At 39.9% G+C, this 25,045-nt stretch carries 28 protein-coding genes; 5 read left to right on the top strand and 23 right to left on the bottom strand.

The features are described from left to right. Positions 1–91: 91 nt before the first annotated feature. The 9 genes from VJ09_RS14140 to sigK form a co-directional block, all read right to left on the bottom strand. Positions 92–679, bottom strand: coding sequence for a DUF2087 domain-containing protein (locus tag VJ09_RS14140; protein ID WP_044642298.1), 588 nt, complete (start codon positions 677–679; stop codon positions 92–94). Between the two features lie 114 nt (positions 680–793). Next, entirely contained in the window at positions 794–1,867 is a 1,074-nt protein-coding gene (locus VJ09_RS14135; RefSeq protein WP_044642297.1) for a copper resistance D family protein, read from the bottom strand. Next, on the bottom strand, positions 1,864–2,403 hold the full coding sequence (locus VJ09_RS14130; RefSeq protein WP_052807419.1) for a copper resistance CopC family protein: 540 nt from the start codon (positions 2,401–2,403) through the stop codon (positions 1,864–1,866). The genes VJ09_RS14135 and VJ09_RS14130 overlap by 4 nt, the downstream gene beginning before the upstream one ends. Positions 2,404–2,673: 270 nt before the next feature. Next, entirely contained in the window at positions 2,674–3,990 is a 1,317-nt protein-coding gene (locus tag VJ09_RS14125) for a F390 synthetase-related protein (RefSeq protein ID WP_044642296.1), read from the bottom strand. Positions 3,991–3,996: 6 nt separating this feature from the next. Next, entirely contained in the window at positions 3,997–4,842 is an 846-nt protein-coding gene (locus VJ09_RS14120; RefSeq protein WP_044642295.1) for an MBL fold metallo-hydrolase, read from the bottom strand. Next, positions 4,839–5,828 carry an NAD-dependent epimerase/dehydratase family protein gene (locus VJ09_RS14115; RefSeq protein WP_044642924.1) on the bottom strand — a complete coding sequence of 330 codons (990 nt, stop codon included), beginning with the start codon at positions 5,826–5,828 and terminating at the stop codon, positions 4,839–4,841. Before VJ09_RS14115 ends, VJ09_RS14120 begins: the two co-directional genes overlap by 4 nt. Positions 5,829–5,832: 4 nt before the next feature. Continuing rightward, positions 5,833–7,008, bottom strand: coding sequence for an ATP-grasp domain-containing protein (locus tag VJ09_RS14110; RefSeq protein ID WP_044642294.1), 1,176 nt, complete (start codon positions 7,006–7,008; stop codon positions 5,833–5,835). Beyond that, positions 6,998–8,014, bottom strand: a complete 1,017-nt coding sequence (locus VJ09_RS14105) for a beta-ketoacyl-ACP synthase III (RefSeq protein WP_044642293.1) — start codon at positions 8,012–8,014, stop codon at positions 6,998–7,000. Before VJ09_RS14105 ends, VJ09_RS14110 begins: the two co-directional genes overlap by 11 nt. A gap of 255 nt (positions 8,015–8,269) precedes the next feature. Further along, positions 8,270–8,974 (bottom strand): RNA polymerase sporulation sigma factor SigK, encoded by a 705-nt coding sequence (gene sigK, locus VJ09_RS14100; protein WP_044642292.1) that lies wholly within the window; start codon positions 8,972–8,974, stop codon positions 8,270–8,272. 287 nt (positions 8,975–9,261) lie between these two features. Here sigK and VJ09_RS14095 point away from each other — a divergent pair, with 287 nt between their 5' ends. Both VJ09_RS14095 and VJ09_RS14090 read left to right on the top strand, forming a co-directional pair. After that, complete coding sequence (locus VJ09_RS14095; RefSeq protein ID WP_044642291.1) at positions 9,262–9,744, top strand: hypothetical protein; 483 nt, start codon at positions 9,262–9,264, stop codon at positions 9,742–9,744. A gap of 249 nt (positions 9,745–9,993) precedes the next feature. Beyond that, positions 9,994–10,917 carry a DMT family transporter gene (locus VJ09_RS14090; protein ID WP_044642290.1) on the top strand — a complete coding sequence of 308 codons (924 nt, stop codon included), beginning with the start codon at positions 9,994–9,996 and terminating at the stop codon, positions 10,915–10,917. 68 nt (positions 10,918–10,985) lie between these two features. Here VJ09_RS14090 and VJ09_RS14085 read toward each other — a convergent pair whose 3' ends face one another. Together VJ09_RS14085 and VJ09_RS14080 are read right to left on the bottom strand one after the other, a co-directional pair. Then, complete coding sequence (locus tag VJ09_RS14085) at positions 10,986–11,777, bottom strand: tetratricopeptide repeat protein (RefSeq protein ID WP_044642289.1); 792 nt, start codon at positions 11,775–11,777, stop codon at positions 10,986–10,988. A gap of 132 nt (positions 11,778–11,909) precedes the next feature. Then, a complete protein-coding gene (locus VJ09_RS14080) occupies positions 11,910–12,419 on the bottom strand; it encodes a hypothetical protein (RefSeq protein WP_044642288.1) in 510 nt (169 codons plus the stop codon). A 172-nt stretch (positions 12,420–12,591) separates the two neighbouring features. Between VJ09_RS14080 and VJ09_RS14075 the strand changes: the two genes are divergently transcribed. Further along, positions 12,592–13,605 (top strand): NADP-dependent oxidoreductase, encoded by a 1,014-nt coding sequence (locus tag VJ09_RS14075; RefSeq protein WP_044642287.1) that lies wholly within the window; start codon positions 12,592–12,594, stop codon positions 13,603–13,605. Between the two features lie 156 nt (positions 13,606–13,761). On the opposite strand, the gene VJ09_RS14070 is transcribed toward VJ09_RS14075, so the two are convergent. From VJ09_RS14070 to VJ09_RS14055, 4 genes are all read right to left on the bottom strand, one after another. Continuing rightward, a complete protein-coding gene (locus VJ09_RS14070; RefSeq protein WP_044642286.1) occupies positions 13,762–14,283 on the bottom strand; it encodes a DUF2179 domain-containing protein in 522 nt (173 codons plus the stop codon). Positions 14,284–14,370: 87 nt separating this feature from the next. Beyond that, on the bottom strand, positions 14,371–15,657 hold the full coding sequence (gene hutI / locus VJ09_RS14065; RefSeq protein ID WP_044642285.1) for an imidazolonepropionase: 1,287 nt from the start codon (positions 15,655–15,657) through the stop codon (positions 14,371–14,373). Between the two features lie 3 nt (positions 15,658–15,660). After that, complete coding sequence (gene hutU / locus VJ09_RS14060) at positions 15,661–17,328, bottom strand: urocanate hydratase (RefSeq protein WP_044642284.1); 1,668 nt, start codon at positions 17,326–17,328, stop codon at positions 15,661–15,663. Continuing rightward, positions 17,329–18,315 (bottom strand): agmatinase family protein, encoded by a 987-nt coding sequence (locus tag VJ09_RS14055; RefSeq protein WP_052807418.1) that lies wholly within the window; start codon positions 18,313–18,315, stop codon positions 17,329–17,331. Positions 18,316–18,417: 102 nt separating this feature from the next. Between VJ09_RS14055 and VJ09_RS14050 the strand changes: the two genes are divergently transcribed. Next, positions 18,418–19,185 (top strand): sporulation protein, encoded by a 768-nt coding sequence (locus VJ09_RS14050; protein ID WP_044642283.1) that lies wholly within the window; start codon positions 18,418–18,420, stop codon positions 19,183–19,185. A 42-nt stretch (positions 19,186–19,227) separates the two neighbouring features. Here VJ09_RS14050 and VJ09_RS14045 read toward each other — a convergent pair whose 3' ends face one another. Beyond that, complete coding sequence (locus VJ09_RS14045) at positions 19,228–19,509, bottom strand: hypothetical protein (protein ID WP_044642282.1); 282 nt, start codon at positions 19,507–19,509, stop codon at positions 19,228–19,230. Between the two features lie 274 nt (positions 19,510–19,783). On the opposite strand from VJ09_RS14045, the gene VJ09_RS14040 reads away from it, so the two are divergent. Next, positions 19,784–20,614, top strand: coding sequence for an undecaprenyl-diphosphate phosphatase (locus VJ09_RS14040; RefSeq protein WP_044642281.1), 831 nt, complete (start codon positions 19,784–19,786; stop codon positions 20,612–20,614). 116 nt (positions 20,615–20,730) lie between these two features. Here VJ09_RS14040 and VJ09_RS14035 read toward each other — a convergent pair whose 3' ends face one another. The 7 genes from VJ09_RS14035 to VJ09_RS14005 all read right to left on the bottom strand — a co-directional run bounded on the left by VJ09_RS14035 (position 20,731) and on the right by VJ09_RS14005 (position 24,910). After that, a complete protein-coding gene (locus tag VJ09_RS14035) occupies positions 20,731–20,952 on the bottom strand; it encodes a hypothetical protein (protein WP_044642280.1) in 222 nt (73 codons plus the stop codon). Positions 20,953–21,286: 334 nt separating this feature from the next. Continuing rightward, the gene (mltG, locus tag VJ09_RS14030) at positions 21,287–22,345 is read right to left on the bottom strand and encodes an endolytic transglycosylase MltG (protein ID WP_052807417.1); all 1,059 of its coding nucleotides are present in this window, start codon (positions 22,343–22,345) and stop codon (positions 21,287–21,289) included. A gap of 168 nt (positions 22,346–22,513) precedes the next feature. Continuing rightward, positions 22,514–23,563: an endolytic transglycosylase MltG gene (gene mltG / locus VJ09_RS14025; protein ID WP_044642279.1), complete on the bottom strand. Its 1,050-nt coding sequence runs from the start codon at positions 23,561–23,563 to the stop codon at positions 22,514–22,516. Positions 23,564–23,657: 94 nt separating this feature from the next. Continuing rightward, positions 23,658–23,837, bottom strand: a complete 180-nt coding sequence (locus tag VJ09_RS14020) for a hypothetical protein (RefSeq protein ID WP_147635515.1) — start codon at positions 23,835–23,837, stop codon at positions 23,658–23,660. A 73-nt stretch (positions 23,838–23,910) separates the two neighbouring features. Further along, positions 23,911–24,195, bottom strand: coding sequence for a DUF1292 domain-containing protein (locus VJ09_RS14015; protein WP_044642277.1), 285 nt, complete (start codon positions 24,193–24,195; stop codon positions 23,911–23,913). A gap of 5 nt (positions 24,196–24,200) precedes the next feature. Continuing rightward, positions 24,201–24,650, bottom strand: coding sequence for a Holliday junction resolvase RuvX (ruvX, locus tag VJ09_RS14010; protein ID WP_230199158.1), 450 nt, complete (start codon positions 24,648–24,650; stop codon positions 24,201–24,203). Positions 24,651–24,661: 11 nt separating this feature from the next. Then, complete coding sequence (locus VJ09_RS14005) at positions 24,662–24,910, bottom strand: IreB family regulatory phosphoprotein (RefSeq protein WP_044642275.1); 249 nt, start codon at positions 24,908–24,910, stop codon at positions 24,662–24,664. Positions 24,911–25,045: the final 135 nt, after the last annotated feature.

The following is a 25,045-nucleotide window of genomic DNA, read 5'->3' as shown; positions in this document are numbered from 1 at the left end:
ATTTTTCACCACTTCTTCTTCAAAATAAATCGGCTATATCCAGGTGGATGTCTCCCTTTTCACTTCCTCATTGCTAGGAATCACTCTTCATTTATATTCCGCTTCTCGATCTCCACATTTCTGGCGGATTTAGCTCATAGATTCCATTTTCCCGATAGAAAAAATGATGAATGACCAACTCACGTCGAATCGTGGCATAGTCTTCGTGAAACGATTGAAGATGCTCATTAATCTCTTTTTCTGTGTATTTCTTGCCAACTTGAAGAGTACGAATCAGGTGTTCCAATACAATCAATCGTTTTTTCTGCTTTCCAGGTAACTGTTTCAATTTTCCATCAGATGTAAAGAAGTTCCGCAACACACTTAATTGCTCTTTTTCCTCTGTCATATAAACCTCCTTTTGCTCATCAGGAAAGACAAGTTGTAATACTGCCTCTACATCTCGCCGAAACGCAATAGGATCTAAATGAATGTAAATCGTATTTTTTACTCGCCGTTCATAGATTAAGCCTATTTCTCTTAATTTGGAGATATGGTGTGTAATCGTGGGAGGAGTTAGCCCTAGCTTTCCTGCCAAAGCCTGACCATGTAGTGGCTCCTTGGCGAGCAAGACCAAAATTCGCAAGCGAGTGGGATCAGCTATCACTTTGTGAAAAGCTACCAATCGTTTAAGCTGCATCATATCCCTTCTTTCGATTAGATAACCATCTAATTAGATACTAATCAAATTTATTTTGAGTGTCAACCGACATCAACTTTAACCACAAAAAAACGCCCCTATTTGCGAGGGACGTTAGCGAGGTGTAATGGAGAATAAAATTGCCAAAAACGATGTACAAACCCACAAAACTCCAAGTAATAGATAGAGCCAAGCAGATCTCTTTTGGTAGACCCATACTATCATCAATAGGAAGAATCCAAGAGACATTACCGCAAGTAGGATACTAGAGGAAGTCCAGCTGAGAGTTACTTCTTTCAGTGGATTCCAATCTTGTGTGGTAACAGTCTCAAACAAAGGCGATACAGGCACATATTGCAGTGTAGTAAGCACTTCATGAGGAGGCTCTTGTTGTCCCATCCATCCCGTCACGATTAGGATCAGTACCACTATTATCGTCTCTGCACGTAGCCAACTAAGTGAGCCTTTTTTTCGAAGCCAAAAGGCATTCACAATGGCAAAACTAAGAATTACCGCAAATAGAAGGTGCTTTATGAGGAGAGCCTCTCCATATGGTAATAGCCAAGAATTCCAATATTCAGGAGCAATATATTGCATCAAAATGAGTCCAGCTAAAAAAATGGTGATGATACAAGCAATCGAAGTGGGAGTATACCATTTCAAGAAACTACCCCAGCGCTCAGAGGTAGAACCAAACCAAGCAATATATAGAAGTATACCAAACCAGATCGATACTGCTAAAAAGTGAAAAAAGGTTGCCCACAACCCTAACGTCGCTAAGCTCGCTCCATGGCTAGCCCATGTATTGGAAAGCAAGAGATACATACCCCATACCAAGCTGAGAAAAGCAGTAGGACGAGAAGTATGAATATCATTCATCCAGAGAAATAGCAAGAGCAATATTACCCCAAAGGTAGTTGCTAGCCAAGCTTGCCCTTGTGTATTTTCCGTTAAAAAGCTCCAAATCGAGATACTATTCTTTGTTACAGTAGGGATGAAACTCCAAACTTGAATAACAGGACCCAAGCCAAATAAACAGATGGAGATAATGCTAGTAGGCAACAACCAATTTGGAATGGATAAAGGTGGCTTTTTTTGTTCTGGTAGGCTTGCTAGGAAGAGGCCCCCGATGACGAGGGCGTAGCTTATATAAAGAAGAGGTTCTGTTATGGTGACAAGCATCATCATTTATTTCGCTTCTTTCCCTTTAGCAAAATTATCAGGAATATAATCAACGCCAACAACAGAGCACCCAAAATCCAAGGTAAGATGGTAGCTTTTTCTTCAATTTGCTTGGTCTCATTAGGATCGACTTGTGGAGCTGGTACCGTCTTCTCGATTAGCTGTTGTTCTTCAGACGGGGTAGCAACAGCTGGGCGATTTACTGTAAATTGATATTCACCTTCCACTGTATGTCCATCCGCTCCAATGATAGTCCAATGCACTTGAATTGCTCCATTTGGAAGGACATCACTCGTAGTCGCTACCAATTCATTTCCTGCCACTTGTACTTGAACAGGTATCTCCTTATTTGTTTCGTCTTTGACCGCGACCGTACTACCTTGTTCAATCTTGGTGTTAAACTCCAAACGCATCTCCTTTACTTCTTCTGTAATAGTCGTGTCTGGAGCCGGATTTGCTTTTACTAACTTGGAGTGAGCAAAAACAGCTTGTGGTACAAGTAATAGTACAATTGCTAATAAAAATGCTACTGTTTTTTTCATGCTTCATTGTCCTTTCTAGTGGGGATCGGTGCTGATTAAAAATAAGTTATATGTGATAGTTTTCACGTTCTTATCCAAGTTCAATCCCCTATCATGTCAGATGCACCTGATGTCCAAGATAGTCTAACTCGTAAACATCTTTTTTTCTATAGCTCTTTTGGATCAAATTCACATCATCTATATGCTTTGTTAGCCCTCCTCCTCCGCTCAAAAAAAGAAGAGACCTTAGAAATTCTACGGTCTCCTACCATTGTTTCGGATGTAAACAAGTCATCCGTACATCCGTTCTACCCGACGTAGCTTTTTGGCACCCGTTTGCCACTCGTATTCAGACCATCTAATCTTTGGTAATATACACTCCAGTTGATCACACAGAGCTTTCATCGATTCCTCTATCAATTGCTGGACTTCTAATTTGTTCGAATCAGAAACTTTTAGCTGAATCACTAACTCATCGTCTGCTAACTGTAAAACACGGTACTCTTCAATCCTAGAATCGGCTGAAATAACTGCCCTTCGTATAAAATCTGGATAAATCGTAACATTTTGTTGCTCTGTTCGATGTGGAAAATAGAATAAATCATCACATCTTCCTTCAATCTGCTCAATCGCTGTATAGACTGATCCACAAGGACAAGGCTCGGCTCTCTCTGTCAAAATATCATCCAAACCATATCGGATAATCGGTTGACTAGTTCTACAAAAATCGGTAATGATCGGGGAAAATTTTCGTTTTTGCCGATCCAGATATTTTTTTTGAATCACTACCAAATCTTCATTGAGATGAAGTGTACCATGCGAACAGGTAGTTGCTAAAAATCCTTCTGTACATTGATAAATTTGATGAACTATTTGTCCAAATCCTTTAGATATCAATTGTTCATCTAATGGGTCTAGAACCTCTGCTACAGAGATCACTTTTTGAAGATGTAGATTTACTTTTTGCTCCATCTGCATTTTGGCCAGCATCCGAAGAACGGAAGGTGGAGCTACTAAAATAGTTGGCTGATATTCCTGAATTTTGGACACATGTTCTTTTAGAGGAGTCAGTAGGTCAAAAAACTGAAAGTGAATTCGATTACTCGTAAGACTTGTATAAAGGTTGTTGTTGGCTCTTAGAAACAGTGCGATTCGGCACTTTCCGAAAATACTGTTTGGCAATACTTTTGCTAGCATCGCTCCAACCCACTGCCAACTCTCTTCGTCTCGTACTAAAAACAGTCCTCGATTACCAGAGGTTCCAGATGATAGACCCACAGAGATCCCCTGCGTTTTTCCAGAAAAATCCCTAGTTTCCTCTGACTGAAAAGCGAGAGAAAAAGCCTCCTCCTTGGTAACTCCTACTGTATTAAATTGTAAAAATTGATCCATCATGATTTGCTTATTAATGATCGGAAATTGTCGCCAATCTTTTATCGAGTAATCTTTTAGCCATTCTTGATAAAAAGGAGAATGAGCTAGAACCCACGTTACGTGCTTCTCCACCTTTTGTTCTTGCCAGCGCTCTAATTCTTTTCTTGTACGAAAACGACGCCCATACTTTGTTTTCAAGTATTGGGCGACCACATGAAGAAGTCGTTTTAACAATTGGCGCTACCTCCCCATCTTTTTATACTCTTCCCATGTGTCCAAACAGTGGGATGGAATGATGCGAATATCAGGATGTTCTTTTGCTAGATTATGTACCTTTACTAGACTCTCTCGATACTCTTTTGGTTGCTCCGTAATAAGATTGGAAAGCGGGTGTGGTAAAACAATTTCCTCATAAGCCTCTTTTACCCAGCAGCTATCAGATGCTAGGAAGATGGTCTTTCCTTGCTCATCTTGGAAAAACAATCCGATCTGCCCTTGAGCATGTCCAGGCAAATCGACTGCGATCAGACTGTTATCACCAAATAAATCATATGCAGTATTGAACATAGAGAATTTGGCCGAAATGTTTTGTTGGGAGAGTTCTTCGATCACTTTTACCCTTTGTCCAAAATCACTAGGTAATAGATTAGGAATAAATCCTCTACGCAAAGATTTCCAATCTCCTTTTCCATGAACAGCGTTAAGTTCCTTTTGCGAACAAATAAAAGTAGCATTCGGGAAATCTTTTACACCAGCGATATGATCTGCATGAAGATGAGTGAGAACGATCCACTTTACATCCTCTGGTGATATTCCAACTTTTTTTATTTGTTGTACAGCCTCTTCTTCCTGTTCAAAAGTGACAGGAGTCAACAAATGAAACAGGGAGAAAGGAAATCGTTTGGTTTCTTTAAAAAAGTATTTCGAATAACCCGTATCAATCAATATCGGTCCCTGTTCTGGATGAACAATTAGGAAAAATAGCGCTGGAAAAACCCTCTTTTTCCAATTTGACTTAGGATTGACGATCTTCCCAGGGTGAGTACAGTAGCCCCCTTGGAATAAATGCCATTTTACTTGTTTCATCTTTGTTTCCTCCACCAATGAACAAAATGATCTACTCCTTCTTCAATACTGACTCGTGGTCTATATCCCAACTCACGTTTAGCAGCACTGATATCAAGAGTCTGACTTACCCCGAGAACGCCTACAGTATAGCGTGTTAGGGTTGGTTCTTTACCAAGCAAAATTGTTTTTGATAATAGCTCTAGCAATGCTGCAATTCGATATGCAGAACCAAACGAAATGGCCTTTCCATAAAAGGGGGATTGCAATTTGTTAAATAACTTTTCTAATACCTCGATTAGATAGACTGGTTCCCCATTCGTTATATTAAATTTCTTTCCTAAAGAAGTCTTAGGAGCATCTACACAAAGTAAGAGCGCATCTACCACATTTTCTATATAGGTGAGATCTATCAATGCTCTGCCATTGTTAATAAGCGGAACCATCTTTTTCTCATTGGCTTTTAACAGACGTGGAAGAATCGTTTGGTCTTCAGGACCAAATAATGCTCTTGGACGAATAGTAATCGTTTCCAAACCTTGTGAGAAAGCCTGATCCACTTCTAGTTCAGCTAATTGTTTGGTACTAGCATAATGATTTACCATTTTATTAGGCAATGGATCTGTTTCTTTCACGTTCAAACGGTCTTGAAAGGAAAAATAAATACTCGGTGTCGAAACATGAATAAGCCGTTTTACTTGACTCTCTATACACCCTTCTATCACATTTCTCGTACCGATTACATTCGCTTGATAAAACTGAGCATACTTTCCCCAAGGTGAGGAGAGCGCCCCACAATGAAACACATAATCTTGCTCTTGGCACAACGCAATGATCTCTTTCCGATTTTCTAATGGAGAAGGTCGAAACATAATCCCCTGTTCTTCCAGGACTTTTCCAATAGTTCGATTCCGTCCAGTTGCAGTCACTTTCCATCCTAATTGCTGTAATCTCATAGATAATGCTTTACCCAAGAACCCTGTTGCTCCAGTTACAAGTGCTCGCACTTTCTTAATCTCCATTCCATTCAATATCATAAGTTGATACTTCTGTCATCGGAATCCGATGATTTATACTCTGTTTCCACATAAAATACAGTACTGGTAATTGGTAAAAGAAAGGAATCGGATCGTTCCAACGAAACACAGCATCACGAAAACGAGATAGTGTTTTGAGCCAGTCCCAAACCTGTGCAAAAGACTGGCAGTTTGCCAAGCCATACGTAAGCATGGCAAGGGACAACATCTGTTTGGTTCTAGGTGAGGGAGCAATAACTTGATTCAACTCCTGTTTGGTAAAAGCAAGCTCCAACTGATCCTTTTCCATAAACAGATGAATTCCACTAGTTGCTCTTGGATTACACTCTATCGGAACCCATTCACCTGACGAAGTATATATCCAATCAAAGGCAATTTGGCCAGACCAGCCATGCTTACTCACCCAATCAGTAATATCACGTTTTAGTTCTGGTTGCTCAGTAGGTTGAAATGTAATCGATGATCCAATGCCAGCTGTAAAGGTAGTCTGGTAAGTTGCATGAGCAAGTAATTTTCCATGATCCGCAACACTGTAAGTACAAAACTGTTTCCCCAAAAGGTATTCTTGTAGTAGCCAAGGAAATGCGGGAGTTATCTCGACATAATCATCTAGTGAAACTTCTCCGTTTTGGATGAATACCACTTTGGATGCAAACCGAGAATAAACTGGTTTCAAAATCCAACTTCGATTAGCAGAGAAAGATCCTACCTTTTCTATCAACTCTTCTTGTGTACAGATCAGGTAAGTCTCTGGTATTCTATTTCCCAATCCTTCTGCTTCTTTTAGAAAAAGCCATTTGTTATGAACTTTTTGTAGCTTGTCCCCCGACTCCGTCCAAACTTTACAACGGTTGGCCAACACATTGTAGTACTTCCCAACTGTAAAAACCTCTTCACACATTGGTACGAGGTGGTCGACATGTTCCGTTACAATAATAGCCTCTAGAGATTGGATAAACTTCTCTGGCTCAAAGCGAGGTGCTGGAACGGAAAACGTTTTGGATACTGCTTTACTCTTTTTACATAGATGGACGGAATTGCTCTCTGCAACCAATACGCGATGTCCTGCTTTAGATAATAATCTCGCAAAATGCAGTGTTGCTGGTGCCCTTCCACCAGTCAGCAAAAAGGTTTGCTCTTTAGTAGACAAGCACCATTCCCCCTAAAGAAAGACCAGCAGATGTCCCCAAGAGTAGACACGTATCCCCTCTTTGCAATTGCTTATTCCGAATGATTTCATATAAACCGATCGGAATGGATGCCGCGATATTATTTCCGTACTTTTCTACAAGCATCAACATACGATCTTCTGGAATTTTTAGCCTTCGTTGCATAATTTTCATCGCTAGTTTACTAGCTTGATGTGGAACTACCCATCTTAATTGATCCATATGAAAATCTGGCTGAGCATCAACTGATGAAAACAGCTTTTCGAGAAAAGATGGCAAATAACGCAAACTCAAACGAAATACCGCTTCTCCATCCATATCAAATAAGAAGTCATTCCAATCTACTTCCCCTTCGTATTTGCGTGGATGATATTTACTCCCGCCCCCTCTGATCTCCGTAAGATGAGCACCCTCAGGATACGTTTCCATTCGAGACGCGAGAATACAGGAAGCATCTTCTTGACTAGTAGGTCCTACCACTACTGCTGCTGCACCATCTCCAAACAAAGAGGCACTCTCTTTTTGTTTCCAATTTAAGCCGACCGAAGCAATTTCGGAAGAAACAATTAGAACATGACGATAGCGACCTAATTCAATAAGATACGAAACTTGATCCAAGGCAGTAACAAAACTAAGACAAGTAGAATTAATATCAAATGCTGGAATGCCTCGGTGTTGTTGAGCACCTAACTCCCGATATAGTAAAGCTGCCGTACAAGGAATCGCTTGCTCCATCGTGCCACTCGCACTTACGATACAATCAATATCATGAAGTGTTAATCCCGCATCTTCCAGAGCCTCTTTAGCTGCTAACGCTCCCATCTGGGTTATCGTTTCAGACTCTGCAAAATAGCGTGTTAAAACCCCAGACTTCTTTGCTACCCAACCACTTTTTACACCTAATAGCTCGTCCATTTCTTCTGCTGTAACAATCCGATTTGGAAAGTATCTTCCTACTCCCATAATTTTCATATTTCTCTTTTTCATAGACACCTCTGATAATGAAATAAAATGTAATAAGTTACTTGTTAAACAAAATGAGACTCCCTTTCTATTTATGGGAGCCTCGTATTTACAAATAATCGGTAAGCAAAATACATTGTTTTATAAAACCTTATCCAACTACAATCGTTGCTTTACATTCATTTTATATAAAACATTATACATTTCAATTGGTACCATTTGTTACATTAAAGATACTTTTAAATAAAATAGACCACCTTTAACAGGTGATCTCTTTGTTTACCGCTTGCCTTTCTCCCGATAAAACTCATGAAACAACTTAATCAGCGCCCGTTTCTCAATCCTCGATACATAACTCCGTGAAATCCCCAATTGCTTAGCGATCTCACGTTGGGTTCGTTCCTCTTCATTGTCTAGCCCAAATCGCCAACGAATCACTTCTTGCTCCCGATCGTCTAGAATATGGATATTTTCATATATCTTTTTCCGCTCAATCTTGAGTTCCACAAGGTTCATCACTTCATCCCGATCCGTTCCAAGAACATCGAGAAGATTGATCTCATTTCCTTCTTTGTCAGTTCCTATAGGGTCTTGTAGAGAAACATCTTTTCTTGCCTTTTTTAACGAACGAAGATGCATTAGAATTTCGTTCTCGATGCAGCGAGCGGCGTATGTAGCAAGTTTCGTCCCTTTATTGGGGCGGAATGATTCAATTGCCTTTATTAATCCAATCGTCCCGATGGAGATCAGATCTTCTGTGTCCTCCCCGGTATTTTCAAATTTCTTCACGATATGGGCAACTAGACGAAGATTGTGCTCAATGAGTCGATTGCGTGCATCTGCATTTCCCTGCGCCATCAACTCTAAACACTCCATCTCTTCTTTTTCTGGCAATGGCTGAGGAAAAGCATTGTTCTTGATGTATGAGACAAAAAGAGACATTTCTTTGAAAAGCAGGATCAAGCTAGTCAGTAATCCAGGCAAGTCCCTTCACCTCCAGAGGATTGCGCTTACGATTACCATATGTACGAATGCCTAGTCCTGTTCCTAGAAGGCGATGAATGGATGAAAAAATAATTTTAATAGTTTAAATATACATACTGATGTTAAAATGAACTTTATGCAAAAGGGAGATTAGAATTCATAAATTGTGAACTGTATGAAATAGGACAAAGATTATTTGTAATCTAAATAACTCCCCTTTTTGGATCCGATTAATAAGAGCATCAGTTTTCTTACTATTTCATTTTACTAAAGGAGAACTTGAAATAATGGAAAAAGCAGTGGAAATCAACAAACCGATGAACTTCCAACATTTTTACCCAATTTGGTGGATCGCTTTACTTTTTTTAGACATCGTAACATGGGGTTTATGCTCTGTCGCTCTATTCTACTCCTATACCTATTCGTTAAACAAAATTCAACCAGTGAAAAGTCTATACTGGATCTGTCACTTATATGCTATAAATGTGATCTCATTCCTTTTTTATGATATATATCACATTTATCAATACGGTTTATATACTTGGTTGTTTATTTTGGAGTTCACAACATTAGAAGATTTATTACTCTTAATGGAAATAACACTTTACTTCATGTTCGTGCTTATCTTACGAAAAAAATTAAATAACCTTCAACCACTTGAGAAGCCCTTTCATCTCGCCCTGACAATCTTTTTTTCTATTCTTTATATCCAATATCGAATTAACTCCCAAATAAAATGGGAGAAAAAGCAATCAAATTTACCTACTTAATGCCAAAGAACCTAGCAAAGCGTGTTTGATTAAGTTCGTAAAGCTACATGAACAATGAGACAGTTCCTTTTGACTATATTGGCAAAAATTACTATTAAAAATAACACTAAATCACTCTTATCTATACAACTTAGCTCTAGCCAATCTTTCAAAAAAGGAGTAGAATATTTTTTATTCACTAGAGAAAGAGATGCTTACTTCCAGCGCATCTTTTTCTCTTTTCTTGTGTAGAAAGGAAAACTCACAAAGATGACTAGATGGAAAACCTATCTTATTCTTCTCGTCGTGATGGCAACTTGGGGACTAAATGTGGTAGCCACCAAACAATTGGTAGCCGAATTCTCTCCCATTACCATGACGGCTTTTCGCATTCTTACCGCTGGACTCTTTGTTCTACTTTTTTTACGAAGCATCGGACAGTTGCCTAAGTTGACCAAGTCTCATCTAAAGCTAATTGTAACAGCTGGGACTTTTAATGTAGTAGCACACCATGGATTGTTAGCACTAGGACTTACTCAAACCACTGCTACCAATGCTGGATTGATATTGGGGCTCGGACCTTTATTGACCTCTTTGCTCTCTATTAAATTAATTGGTAATCATTTGTCTACATTCCAATGGATAGGACTCTTACTCGGCTTTAGCGGAGTAACACTCGTTGTTCTAAGTGGTAGTAGTGGAATCGGTATATCTATTGGCGATCCTATCGTCTTTCTCTCGATCCTCTCGCAAGCAATTAGCTTTATCCTGATCCGCAAAGGCGCATCCACTTTAGATGCCCGTGCCCTAACAGGATGGATGATGGTTTATGGATCTCTTATCTTATTCGTACTTGGACTTATCTTTGAACCACATGGTCTTGCACAAATGTGGCACGGAGATGGGCAGATATGGACGATCTTCTTTGCTTCTGCCATTATCGCTAGTGGCATAGGACACATGATTTACAATCGCTCCATCCAGAGCATTGGACCAGTCGAAACCTCGATCTTCCTTAATTTCAATCCTCTCTTCTCACTGATCGGGGCAACGATTTTCTTGGATGAGCACATTACCTCTTTTCAACTTATCGGGTTTGGATTGATCGTTCTAGGGGTTTTACTAGGGGCTCGTGTGTTGGAAATGATACTCAGCCATCGGAAAAAGAGACCTAACAAAATGATAGCGCACTAAAAAAAGAGCTCTGTTGAAGGAATGGATTCTATTCCAAAAACAGTGCTCTTTTTTCTCCCTTTTCATCTTTAATCCATACCAAATTTGAAAACAAAACTTAGTAGTAAACCAACTAGTAGAAGCCCCATCCAAAGCTTGTAATCCCAACCAAAATCTCGACTCTTCTCTTTCACAACCTGACGATAATAGTCTTGTGCTTTTTTGTCATCTGGATTCAAGCGTATTGCCTCTTTCAATATAGGATATGCTTTTTTTGGATCATTTCGATTTACCATTAAGTAATGCCCATAGTTTAAATGAACCAACAAACTCTCCGGGTTGATTCGCAATGCCTCTCGATAGAACGTTTCTGCCTCCTCTAATTGACCACGTTTTGTATAGATCATCCCTAAAAGCAAAGGACATTCTTTTCGCTCGGGATCCAGCTTTGTTGCCTGCATCACCAACTCCTCTGCACGGTCTAGATGACCAAGATCAAGCTCAGCTCCTGCATAATGCACGATAGCAGCAACACATTCTGGATCTAAATCTAGCGCTTTTTGGAAGTAAAGGATTGCCTCATCTATTTTTTGGGTTCCATAATGAGTGATTAATCCCTTGAGATCCCACGTATCAGCAAATTCGGCATTGGAAGCAATACTTTTGTCAATCGCCTCTTGTGAAGCAACAATATCTCCTGAGCTAAAATAACCAATTGCTAATGTCATATAGCCAAGAAAATGCTCAGGTACTAACTTCAATATTTGAAATCCACAATCTAAGACAAGATCTGGTCTTCCAACCTCGCTGGCATAATCTGCTTTCTTTAATAATTGGATGATGTCATCCCCTATTTCCTTCATCGAATGTTCTTCATCCACCAAGTGCACACTCCTAGCCAACCGTTTCTTCATTAATATATTTTTATATCATTTTAGCATGTTCAATTCTATTAATCTGATAAAATCAAAAAATCCTCCTACATTTCCTGTGAGGAGGTTAACTAATTACGTTTATATTCGTAAACCAATCTCTATAAATATTAATTCGACTTGAAGTTCCAAAATTTGTTTCTGTGGCTCTTCCCTCACTGGCTCTTGAGAAATAGGTTTTGTAATATCTCCTCCTGAAGTGTCATTATGTTTTGGCGATTTTTTTGTAGTTGAATCACCTGATTTGCGTTGATTTCTTTCCCTTTTTTTTTCGGAATCACGGTAACTTTGATTGTTATTTGGAGTTGTCTTAGAGCTTTTAGACTGTTGTTTCTTTTTATTCGAAGTAGTAGCTACTTTTTTCGTTTGTTTTGATTTCTCCAGTTTCATAGACAGTGTCTTATATACTTTTGTATGTTCTGCCATTGTGACACCGAGATCATGACATTTGGCCCGCTGAGCGATTGGGACAAGAGGCTTCTCTTCTTTTTCGGTATGTAGCAACTGGTAGAGTATGCTAGAAAGCAACATAACCGTGGCAAAAAAAGCAATCATCCCTTTTAGGATGCTTTTTTTCTCAGAAGTTGGCAAACTTATCGGTTCTCACTCTCCTTTTTTCTTGCTCTCCATATATTCCCCTTTGTTACTAGATAACCCTCTAAAAATTCATAATATTTTACTCCACAATGAACAAAGCCATTTAGTTTGCATTGGATCTAAACAGGGGAATAATTACAAAAGATATTTAGATAAGGAGACTAACATGAATAATAAAGCCGTTTATTTAATTAAGAGACCCCAAGGTATGCCTACTCCTGACGATTTTGCTATTCGCAACCATGAACTCCCTCCCTTACAGAAGGGCGAAGTAAAAGTTCAAACTATCTATTTATCGGTTGATCCTTATATGAGATCTCGAATGAGTGGTAGAACTGATTCCTATATCCCACCTTTTAAGCTAAATGAAGTCCTTACTGCTGGTGTAGTCGGAAAAGTAACGGAGTCACTAGATTCAAACTTTCATAAAGGAGACCTTGTCCTTGGAATGCTTGGTTGGCAAGAATTTTCCATCGCTTCTGCAAAACATTTGACTAAACTGCAATTGGAAGAAGGTATTCCACTATCCAATGCGTTGAGTGTCGTGGGAATGCCAGGCTTAACAGCCTACTTTGGATTGTTGGACATTGGAAAACCACAAGCAGGAGAAACCGTTCTCGTCTCTGGTGCTGCTGGAGCTGTAGGAAGTATTGTAGGACAGATTGCCAAGATTCAAGGATGTCATGTAGTAGGTATAGCTGGTTCTAATGAAAAAGTACAGTACCTTATTAATGAGCTAAACTTTGATGAGGCATTTAACTATAAGAATGTTGATTTACATGAGGAAATTCAAAGAACGTGTCCGAATGGTGTGGACATCTATTTTGATAATGTTGGCGGTGAGATCACAGATGCTGTCTTAAATCATCTCAATAAATTCGCTCGTATACCCATCTGCGGGGCAATATCGGAGTACAATCTGACTGGTGAAAATGTTGGACCACGTGCTTTTAGCAAATTACTTACCAAGAGTGCTCTAGCGAAAGGTTTTCTCGTTGGTGACTATGCAAAACGCACATCAGAAGGAACAGCTGCGCTAGCAAAATGGGCGAGTGAAGGAAAAATCCAATCACGAGAAAATATCATCGATGGTTTGGACAAAGCGGTCGAAGCTTTTCTAGGTCTTTTCAGAGGAGAGAATATTGGAAAACAATTGGTTCGTGTAGCAAAAGAAGATTAAGCAACATTTTATTCCATAAAACTGTTTGTTCATTTTGATGCAGACAGTTTTTTCTTATTATGCCAATAGGAATTTAACCGTAAAAAGCATCGACTAATTGTTCTAAGTCAAAGAAAAGCACCTAGTCCTAATAGAAGGATAGGTGCTTTTTTTTGATTATCTAAATGGATTTACCGGCTTCATCACAAATCCACCTTGCATATTGCGTGGTTCATATGAGATCACAAAAGCCTTTGAATCTAGGCTATAAATATCTTGATACAGCTTCTTTTGTCTTTTTCGTTGAATCATAATAGAAAGCACTTGACGTTGTCCATCTAATCCTTCTCCAGCCCATGTGGTAATTCCATAACCTTTCTGACGAAGATCTCTGGCAAGTAGCACTTCCGAATCAGTCGAGACAACTTGCACCATCACATAACCTAATGCTAGTCTCTCCTCCACGCGTATACCCACCAAAATACCAATCCCGTAGCTTATGCAATAAATGAGAAGCGGCAGTGGTCTGTCTAGGTTTTCCAGTACAATTTTAAATCCCATCACGTAGATAAACACATCAACAGCAGAAAGAAAGGCAGCGGCATATTTATAGCCTTTGACTGTCAAGATCGTACGGACGGTAAGCACGGTTACATAGAGAACTTGTAACATAAAAATAGTGAGCAAAGTGGACAGCATGGAAACCACATCTACCTTTTCTACTGAAATAACAATGTCATTATAGAATCGAACATCTATCGTTTCAATAGAAAAAAGTGCATTTTTTTAATGGTATTTCTCCCATATTTGACCATTCTCCACTACGATTTTCCCTTTCTTCACCACCGTATCTACATGGTTAATCCCAAAATGGTATGGCAGATAGGCAAGGTTGGTTGCCTGATATAGAACAAAGTCTGCCCATTTCCCTATCTCTAAGCTCCCGATAGAATCTGCTCTCCCAATTGCATGAGCCGCATTGATCGTCATAGCAGTAAGTACTTCTTCTGGAGACATAGAGAGATTCACTGATGCTAACGTCATAACGATTTGAAGTGACTCCGTTGGCGAGCTACCAGGATTATAGTCGGTGGCAAGCGCTACCGGAACTCCTAAATCGATCATCATTCTAGCTTGAGCATGTCTCTTTAAACCGAGCGAAAAGGAGGTTGCTGGCAGGCAAACAGCGATGGTTCCTGATTCTCTCATCTTTCTAAGCCCGTTTTCCGTACTAGCTAGTAAGTGTTCTGCCGAAATACAGCCAAGTTCTCCTGCTAATTCAGCTCCCCCAAGTGGTTCTACCTCATCAGCGTGAATCTTGATTCCAAATCCTAGCTCCATAGCTTGTTGGAGGATTTGACGAGATTCCTCCACAGAAAATACTCCTTCTTCACAGAAAACATCACAATAATTTGCTAAACCGAGTCGCTTCACCTCTGGCAACATCTCGCGAATGACTAAATCAACATATCCCTTGCGATTCATAACATATTCTTTGGGAACTGCGTGGGCACCTAAAAAAGTAGAAACAATATCCACAGGATGTGTCTGATCTAACTGTTTCGCTACTCGCAACTGCTTAAGTTCTGTCTGAGTATCCAGACCATATCCGCTTTTTGCCTCAATCGTCGTTGTTCCATGCTTTAACATCCAATCAAGACTATTCTTCGCCTTTTGATATAATGCTTCTTCACTTGCAAGCCTTGTCTGCTCAACCGTATAGTGGATTCCTCCACCTTTTGCCAAAATTTCTAGATAAGGTACTCCTTGTCGTTTCCACTCCAGCTCATGTTCACGAGATCCCCCATGTACAAGATGAGTATGAGGATCAATAAGACCCGGAGTGACAAGCCGTCCTTTGGCATTTAATTCATGCAATACAGGTATACCTTTAATTTGTGCTCGTACTTCCTCTTCCGGTCCAATTGCAGCTATACGTCCTTGATGTACTGCGATCGCACCACCTGCTATCATTTCGATCTCGGACATTTCTTTGCCTACTTTAGGTTTCAGTGAACCTCTCATTGTGATCAGCGATCCAATGTTATGGACGAATAAATCAATTTGTTTCATTCTCTACTCGTCTCCTTGCATCATAGGAATTCGAACCCCACGAGCTTTCGCTGTCTGAATGGCTTTTTCGTAACCAGCATCCGCATGGCGTAAAATTCCCATGCCGGGATCGGTAGTCAAAACACGAGTGAGACGCTCTTCTGCTAGCTTGGAGCCATCTGCTACGACTACCATCCCTGCATGTAGCGAATAACCCATCCCTACACCACCACCATGATGAACAGAGACCCAACTAGCTCCTGATGCTGTATTTATCAAAGCATTTAGTATCGCCCAATCTCCTACTACATCGCTTCCATCCTTCATCGCCTCTGTCTCCCTGTTAGGTGAAGCGACAGAGCCACAATCGAGATGGTCGCGACCGATGACGATTGGAGCAGATATCTTGCCTGTGCGTACCATTTCATTTATCGCTAGACCCATTTGAAGTCGTTCTCCATATCCCAGCCAGCAGATTCGGGCGGGCAATCCTTGAAATGCTACTTTTTCTCTTGCCATCTCGATCCAACGGCGTAAATTCTCATTATGTGGGAATAGTTCAAGTGCTAACTCATCTATTCGCTCAATATCTGCTGGATCTCCAGAGAGAGCAACCCAGCGAAATGGGCCTTTCCCCTCACAAAAGAGTGGTCGAATATAAGCAGGAACAAAACCTGGAATGCGAAATGCCTCTTGGACTCCCTCATCCAATGCCACTTGGCGGATATTGTTTCCATAGTCAAAGACGACAGCACCTAATTTTTGAAAATCGACCATTGCTTGTACATGGGTTGCCATCGATTGCTTAGAAAGCCGCTCATACCGTTTCGGATCAGTGGAACGAAGTACATCTGCTTCTTTGAGTGTATAACCTGCTGGAATATATCCATTGAGCGGATCATGTGCAGAAGTCTGATCAGTCACAAAATCTGGAATGACACCACGACGCACCATCTCAGGTAATACTTCAGCAGCATTACCTACTAGACCAATGGAAAGCGGTTTTCCTTTCGCTTTGGCATCTAAAGCTAGGGAAAGTGCCTCTTCCAAACTCTCCACCAGCAGATCACAATACTTCGTTTCGATTCTGCGCTCAATCTTTTTGCGATCTACTTCTACCCCGATCAGTACACCCTCATTCATCGTGACAGCCAGTGGTTGGGCACCGCCCATCCCACCTAAACCAGCTGTAAGTGTAAGTGTCCCCTTTAACGATCCTTTTGAATGTTGTCTAGCTGCTTCTGCGAATGTCTCATATGTCCCTTGCAAAATTCCCTGAGTCCCGATGTAGATCCAGCTACCTGCTGTCATCTGTCCATACATCATCAAACCTTTTTGATCTAGATCATGAAAGGTATCCCAATTTGCAAACGCAGGGACAATCACCGAGTTGGAGAGAAGAACCCTCGGCGCAGCTGGATGGGTACGAAATACTCCGACAGGTTTTCCTGATTGAATCAAAAGAGTCTCATCTGCCTCTAACTCTCGAAGTGTTGCTACAATCTGATCATAACAACCCCAGTTTCTCGCTGCTTTTCCAATACCACCATAAACAACTAATTCCTCCGGCTTTTCCGCAACCTCTGGATCTAGGTTATTCTGCAACATACGTAAAACAGCCTCTTGTTCCCAACCTTTTGTGTGTAACTCCTGACCACGATATGCACGAATTGCTTTTCTTGATTGATTCACTTAACTACACCCTTTCATTTTTTTCTGAAGGTAGTAACCTGTCAAAAAGTGCAGGATGACATGAAGCATCAATCGTACCGTCGCCCGTCTCGGATCTTGCAGAGGATCTACACAAACTATATCGAATCCCTTTACTTTGGGATGTTGCCCTAGAAGGAACACTGCCTGGACTAATTCACGTGCCGTCATACCATTTGGCACCATTGCAGGAACACCTGGGGCGAATGCCTGATCCAAAACATCCATATCAACTGTCACATAGATAGCCTCTGTTTTCTTACCTGCGATCTCCAATGCTTTTTGAATCAAGGCGTCAATTCCATTCAGATTGAGATCCCTCTGAGTGTATTGATGGATTCCTTCCGTTTTCGCATAGTCACGGTACGCCTTGGAATTGGCAAAACTACGTAATCCGATTTGAACGATATTTTCTCCTGTAACGGTTCCTGATTCTAATAAACTGCGGATCGGCGTCCCGTTGGTAGGACCTCCATCATTCAGATTGCGCACATCCATATGAGAGTCGAGTTGAATGATCCCTACTGATCCCGAATAACGTTGTCGAAAAGCTTGAACCGATGGAAAAGTAATAGAATGATCCCCACCAACGATAATGGGAAAAATCTTTGGCATAACCTGATAAAGCGTCTGCAGAGCATGATAGATATTGGTGTGGCATTGTCTAATATCCGTTACGTGCATCTTCACATCACCTAGATCACGGATCACAAGCTCTTGAAGATCTACATCGTGATCCACATTATACGTTGTCACATTCGGAAATAGCTCTCGCAAAGCATTAGGAGTCATAGAAGCACTCGAAACACTAATGGAACTTTTGGACAATGGGACTCCGATCATACCTATTTCTAGAGACACTTTACCATCCCATGGGATAATCCATTCAGACACTTTGGTCTCATATCGATCTTTCCAATTGGAGCTCCGCCAAAGCTCTGGTGGATGAATCCATTTCCGAATATCCAACCATAACACTCCCTTTTCCAATTATTAAGAACAATCTCTCCATCTAGAAAAAGTGGGTGTATAATAAGATGTGTTTATTTCTTGAGATAAGGGTGAGTGAATTTGTTTGAAACAGTGTTAGCCCCTGTCGGTTTAGGAGCAGCTCGAATCGATCTGAAATTAGATCAAGCAGAAGTACATGCAGGCGAAATAGTAACGGGGCATTTTCTTATCACAGGTGGAAAAGCAGAACAAGATATTGAGGGACTGTCTGTCTTTTTTATGATGGAATCTCATCATGCAAAATCGCTAGGTACGATACTAGAAAAAATCGCTACTATCCATATTAGTAAGGACGAATTTGAATTAGACTCTGGGGAGGTCAGAAAATACCCGTTCCAATTTCAATGTCCAGATGACCTCCCACCTTCTTCCGTTAATACGAAATATTTCTTTATTTCTAACTTAGAGATTAAACACGCAATGGATGCACATGATCGAGATTTCCTCAAAGTAAGACCTTCGAAAAAATTAGAAAACTATTATCTTGCCATGAAACAACTCGGCTTTAAGCAAATCGGTGAAGGTCTTATTCCTTCCGAAGATGGATCGTTTGCACAATGGATCCAGTATCGCCCGACTACTTATTTTTATGGCAAGTTTGAAGAAATTAGTTTCTACTATTCACAATACAAGAACCAGAAGGAGATTCAAGGGGTTTTTGATATTGTATGGAAAGAAAAAAATGCTTCTAGCTATCTCAGCTTCTTGCAACAAAAAGAACAAACCCATTCCTTTACGTTAACAGAAGAAACATTACGTAGTGAAGAAATAACTAAACAAACGATTGAAGCTATGATTCGACAAGAATTAGTGAACAATCAATCCTAATATGAAAAAATGCTCTCATTGCCTATATGCAAGAGGGCATTTTTAATATTCTCCCAGATCGATGATTTCCAAGAGATCCGAATACCGCTGAGCTATCACCTTTCGAAGATCTTGACTCCAATGCTCTGATACCAATTGAACGATCTTCGTAATTTCTCGTATAATTTCTCTTCCTTCTTGATGATATACTACCCAAGCGGGAGCTCGATCGAGAAAGACACGTTCCACGTCGATAAACTCCTCCTCTTTTCCTGCGGGAAACCGGATTAATTCACCCACTTTCATTTGTTCCACCAGCTTTTGGATTGCAATCTCTTTAGACATACGATTTCTCCTTCAATATGTATGTTTCGATAGAACGGATCCTAGTATAGAAACTCTATTTTATTTTATGTTTATTATGAATAAAACTCAATGTAAGATTCTTTTCATCCTTGCCGAAAACGAGAAGTATTTCAAATCTCTCCACTTGCAGTTGATTTCGATAAACATACGAATTGTTCACGAAAACATAATTACCCTAGCTTATATGAAATGTTACAATAAAACACAGTCAAATCCGAACAAGATTTGCGATACATATGTTAGGAGTGAAATGATGCTAGGTTGGTCAATATTTGTAGCCCTCATTCTTGGGATAGTAGAAGGGATCACAGAATTTGCCCCAGTCTCCTCCACAGGCCACATGATTATCGTGGATGACACCTTTCTCCAATCATCAGGACTATACGGAAAAGACGTTGCAAATAGTTTTAAAGTAGTAGTTCAACTCGGATCGATCTTAGCGATCATCGTCGTGATGTGGAAACGCCTACTCAGTATAATTGGACTTTATAAGATGGAAGGCCAAGGGGAAAGCGAACATTTTAGCCTAAAACACATGATCATTGGAGTAGTACCTGCTGGTATTCTAGGTGTACTCTTTGAAGACTGGATCGATAAAAATCTCTTTAGTACCCAAACGGTGATCTACGCCCTAATTGCTGGAGGTATTTTGATGATCATAGCAGAAAAATGGCGTGGTCGTACGACCGCAGCCAGCCTTGATCAGCTAACAGTGAAGCAAGCATTAGGGATGGGACTTTTCCAATGTTTCTCCTTGTGGCCTGGTTTCTCTCGTTCAGGAGCAACCATCTCAGGCGGGATCATCTTAGGAGCTTCTCACCGCACGGCTTCCGAATTTTCATTTCTCATGGCTCTCCCAATCATGATGGGAGCTAGCACACTATCCCTGATTAAAAATTGGGAGTTCTTTACCTTAGATGTATTACCATTCTTTATTACAGGATTTATCACCTCTTTCATCGTAGCTCTACTCTGCATCAAGTTCTTCCTTAACTTGATTGGCAAAGTGAAACTAATTCCTTTTGCTATCTACCGTTTTATTGTAGCTGCGATTTTGATTGTGATTTATTGGGAAACCTTTTAAAAACATACCAAAAAAAGCTGCCTACTGTTTTTGGCAGCTTTTTTGGTATGTTAAATACCGTCTTTTGGATCAAGACGGTTTAATTAGTTAACAAATATCAGGGAGCATTTTGTCCATTAGCGTGAAAAAGGATATTGGTTTGGCATGGGCATGTTTTCTTCTATGTCTTCTTCAATGTTTTCCATACCAAACTCTTCTACCACTCTCCGGCAAAGTCGTAGCTCATTATCTACAATTTGATCAGGATTTTCTGATTTCAGTAGTGAGCTTTGATATTGTAGTACAGCTTCTTCTAAAAAATCTAATTCTTCTTTTGAAAGGTTTACTGTAATTTTCATTTCGTTCTACTCCTTTTTGTCCACTTACTCTATATGATAATCTCTCCACACGGACAACTCAACCGAAAACCAACATGGTTTCATTTTTTTATCTTTTATATATGCATATTACATTGTTAATTAAGATTGGAACCTTCTACTTTAGAATACCCCTCTCTCATTCTCTTTTAACACACTGATACCATATTATCATTTAATTAAAAAATTTTGAATATAAAAATTTTACCATATCAAGAAATCATATCATGAGAAAAGAGCCTCTTTCCATCATTCGATGAAAAGAGGCTTTTTTAGAATTGAATTACTCTTTTTAAGATCATGTTATAAGCTATAGCTATTGTAATGCGGCTTTTTTCTTACGATAAGCCTCATGTTCAGCCAAGGTTTCGAAAAATATGTGTTCTGCAGGATTTTCAATTTTAGTCTGATAAAAATAAGCATTATAATTTTTGGCTGGCTTTAATACCGCTTCTAGTGATTGAATTCTGGGGTTTGCAATTGGTCCAGGCGGGAGTCCGCTTTCTGGGTACTCTGGATTTTGTTTGTACAAGTTATACGGACTTGAAAAAGCATAGTCTTTATCCAACAATCTCTTCACAACCCGATTTTCTTCCATTCTAATCCCATATACAGTAGCGGCATCAATATTTAATGCAAAACTTTCAGGTCGTTTGAGTCGGTTATAAATAACTCGTGCTATCTTAGGTCGTTCTTCATTAATCATCGTTTCTTTCTCCACTAAAGAAGCATAAATAACTGCCTCATCTAGCTCCAAGTTTCCTGCCTTGATCAAATTATCACCATCTAATTTATCCCAATTTTTTTGGAATTCAGCCAGCATTGTGTTTACAATTAGTTCAGGAGTCGCATCTTTCCGAAAATTATATGTAGTTGGATATAAATAACCTTCTAGCTTGAAGGATCTGTCTTCATTGTCCTTAATTCGTTTTTCAATCTCTGTCTTGGCTTCTGACCGATCAACTTCTTTCAAGAATGCTTCTTTGTTAAAGCCTCGCTTCTCTAATACATCAGCAATTTCATAGACATTAAAGCCTTCTGGGATCGTTATTTTCACATCATCTTGTTTTCCAGATGCGATCTTCTTTAAAATTGCGATTAGATCATCATCTTTATTTACTTCGTAGACCCCAGCAATCAGGTTCGTATTATCTGTATACTTTGCATAAATCCGAAAAAAAATAGAGTTTCGGATCAGATTCTTCTCTTCTAATAACTCTCCAATTTTTTGCACAGATGAGTCTGGCGGGATTTCTAACGTAACTACTTCATCTCGAACAGGTGATTCTAGTGTATAGTCTATGTATAAATATGCTACCCAGAGCCAGCCACCTAGGAGCAAAAGAGTATAAATGACAGGCATCAGCCACTTCATCTCTGTCGTCTTCCTTTCCCGCATACATTGGACTGCAAAGTTTTTCTCATAGTAGCACATTTCATAAAAGAAAAAACGAGGATCGCTCCTCGTTTCAGAGTATTGCCATGTTTAAGGCATGGTTATATGAACATTATCGTAACATCTCCAAAATATCTTGATGGAATGCTATTTACTGTTTTTATAACGCAAGAATTGATCATACGTTTCAAAAAACCTGTGTACACTTGGATCCACTTTATCCACTATATAGTAGATAAACTTATGTTTTTCTGGATGCAGTGCGGCTTGAAGAGCTCCTTCTCCCGGATTGGCAATCGCTCCTGGAGGTAGTGGCTGAATTTTCGGTTGATACTCTTTGTTAGTTGGTTTTAGATACAAGTTGTAAGCACTATTAATCTCCAAATCCTTATATGTCGGATTTCCTTCTAGTACTCTATTTTGTGATCGATGAGCATAGATGGTAGCAGCATCGATCTGAAGTTGCATCTTAATCCCAATACGGTTATAGATTACTCCCGAGATCGGAGGTTGATCCTCTGGCGATTTTGCTTCCTTTTCAATCAAAGAAGCAATCGTAACAATATCGTCTAGCGACTTTTTTTGCTCCACTATTAACTTCGGACCATTAATCTTTTTCCAATGTTCCTCAAACTCTTCGACCATCGTCGTTACAATTTCTTCTGCTGTTGCCTCTTTACGGAACTCATATGTAAGCGGAAACAAGTATCCTTCCAACTTAAACGTACGTTTCGGATTGTCCACAATCTGTTTTTCGATTTCGGTCTTAGGCTCTTGTCGGTCTACTTCTTTTAAAAATGCATTTTTGTCATATCCAGCTTGTTCCAAGATTTCGGCAATATCATATACAGTTTTTCCTTCTGGAATTGCCACTTTCACCAAGTCTTGTTTGCCTTCTTCTAATTTTTCTAAGATAGAGCGCAGGTCTTGATCAGGCTGGATTTCATAAACCCCTGCCACAATTTCATCTCGCCCCGTGATTCGAGTATACAAACGGAAAAAGCGATTATCTCGAATGAGGTTTTCCTTTTTCAGAATAATTCCGATCTCCTGGATAGAGGAATTGGGAGGAATCTCAATGGTGATCGGTTTATCATGTTTTGGTGTTTCCAATGTATAATCCACGTAAAGATACCCTATTACTAGCCACCCAATCAAGATCAGCAGGGTAAAAAATAAGCGAAAAAACCACTTCATTTGAATCCCCCTTTCCGCTACTTCTAAAAACTCTTTTCTATACTAGCATACTTGGATAAAAAAAAACGAGGATTTCTCCCCGTTTCGATTATCGTCAACTTTGGTCATGTAAAAATAGATAGTGGTCAAGATCATCTACAAATTGATCCCACTGTTCTCCTGCTAACAGAGAAAGACCTTCCTCTCTTAATTGATAGAGAATTCCTTCTCCCTCTTCATCGGTTTGGCGACGAAACAAAATAACATGTGAATTGGACCAATTCCACGCTCGCACTATACTACCATCTTTAAGTGAACCATCAAATTGAGATTTTTGTATATGACTTACTTCTTGTAAAAGTGAAGACTTATTTTTCTTCATCTTCTTGAACCAGAGTGTTGAAAACCTCATCAAGCATATCCCACTCTGCTTCTGTCTCCACATCTTCTAATTGAATTTGGTCGCCTTCTTCTTTATAACGGAATGCGAGAACTTCATCCTCTTCTGTATCAGACCCTTCTTCTGGCAATAAGAAGACATAGCTTTGTCCAGAGTTAGGATCTTCAAAATAGAAGAGTACCTCAAATGCGTGATCATTACCTTCTTCATCTGGGATGTAAATTACATCATAATCTTTTTCTTGTGTTTCCATTTGTTTTAACCCCTTTTCGCATCCATATATCCTTGCAAAATCCAAGTAGCAGCCGCTTGGTCTACCACTTGTTTTCGCTTTTTACGGCTTACATCTGCTGAGATTAGCGTCTTTTCAACAGCACTAGTAGATAGACGCTCGTCCCATAAATCTACCGGAATCTGGTATCGTTCCCTTAGCTCCTCGGCTGCTTGGATACAGGCTTCTCCACGGGGACCGATCGTACCATTCATGTTCTTGGGCAGACCAACGACAATACTCGTTACTTGGTATTCTTTCATCAGTCTGTCCAATTCACTCATCCAGTCCGAAGTTTTTTTTCGGTCAATGGTAGTAACCCCTTGGGCTGTCCACCCCAATAAGTCACTCACCGCCACACCGATTCGCCTCTCTCCTAGATCTAAGCCCAAGATGCGAGAAGAGGAATTGTCTATATCAAAGATGGAGTGCATCATTCATTCCTTTCTCAGCTGCTCGGCTCCAAGTATGCTTTTACCAATTCCTCCATTAATTCATCTCGCTCGACTTTGCGAATCATAGTACGAGCTTGATTATGTCGAGGGATATAAGCAGGGTCGCCGGAAATGAGATATCCAACTATCTGATGAATCGGATCGTATCCTTTTTCCTGAAGAGCTTCATAGACATGCTTCAACACTTCGGCTGGACTAACATCTCGATCTCCTCGGAAATGAAACTTCATCGTATCTTCCATGGATCATCTCAACCCCTTTTTAGTTTGGATGAGAGCGACAAATTCCTCTTTTATTGTCTCATATTTTGAAGCTTTCTAGAAGTCGTTTTCGGTGAACTTATTATGAGACGTTTTCGCTCACTTACTTCATCCGGT

It is taken from the genome of Risungbinella massiliensis, assembly GCF_000942395.1.
Taxonomy (GTDB): domain Bacteria; phylum Bacillota; class Bacilli; order Thermoactinomycetales; family Thermoactinomycetaceae; genus Risungbinella; species Risungbinella massiliensis.
Note: the sequence above shows the minus strand (reverse complement) of the source record. Positions and strands in the feature narration are given on the sequence as shown.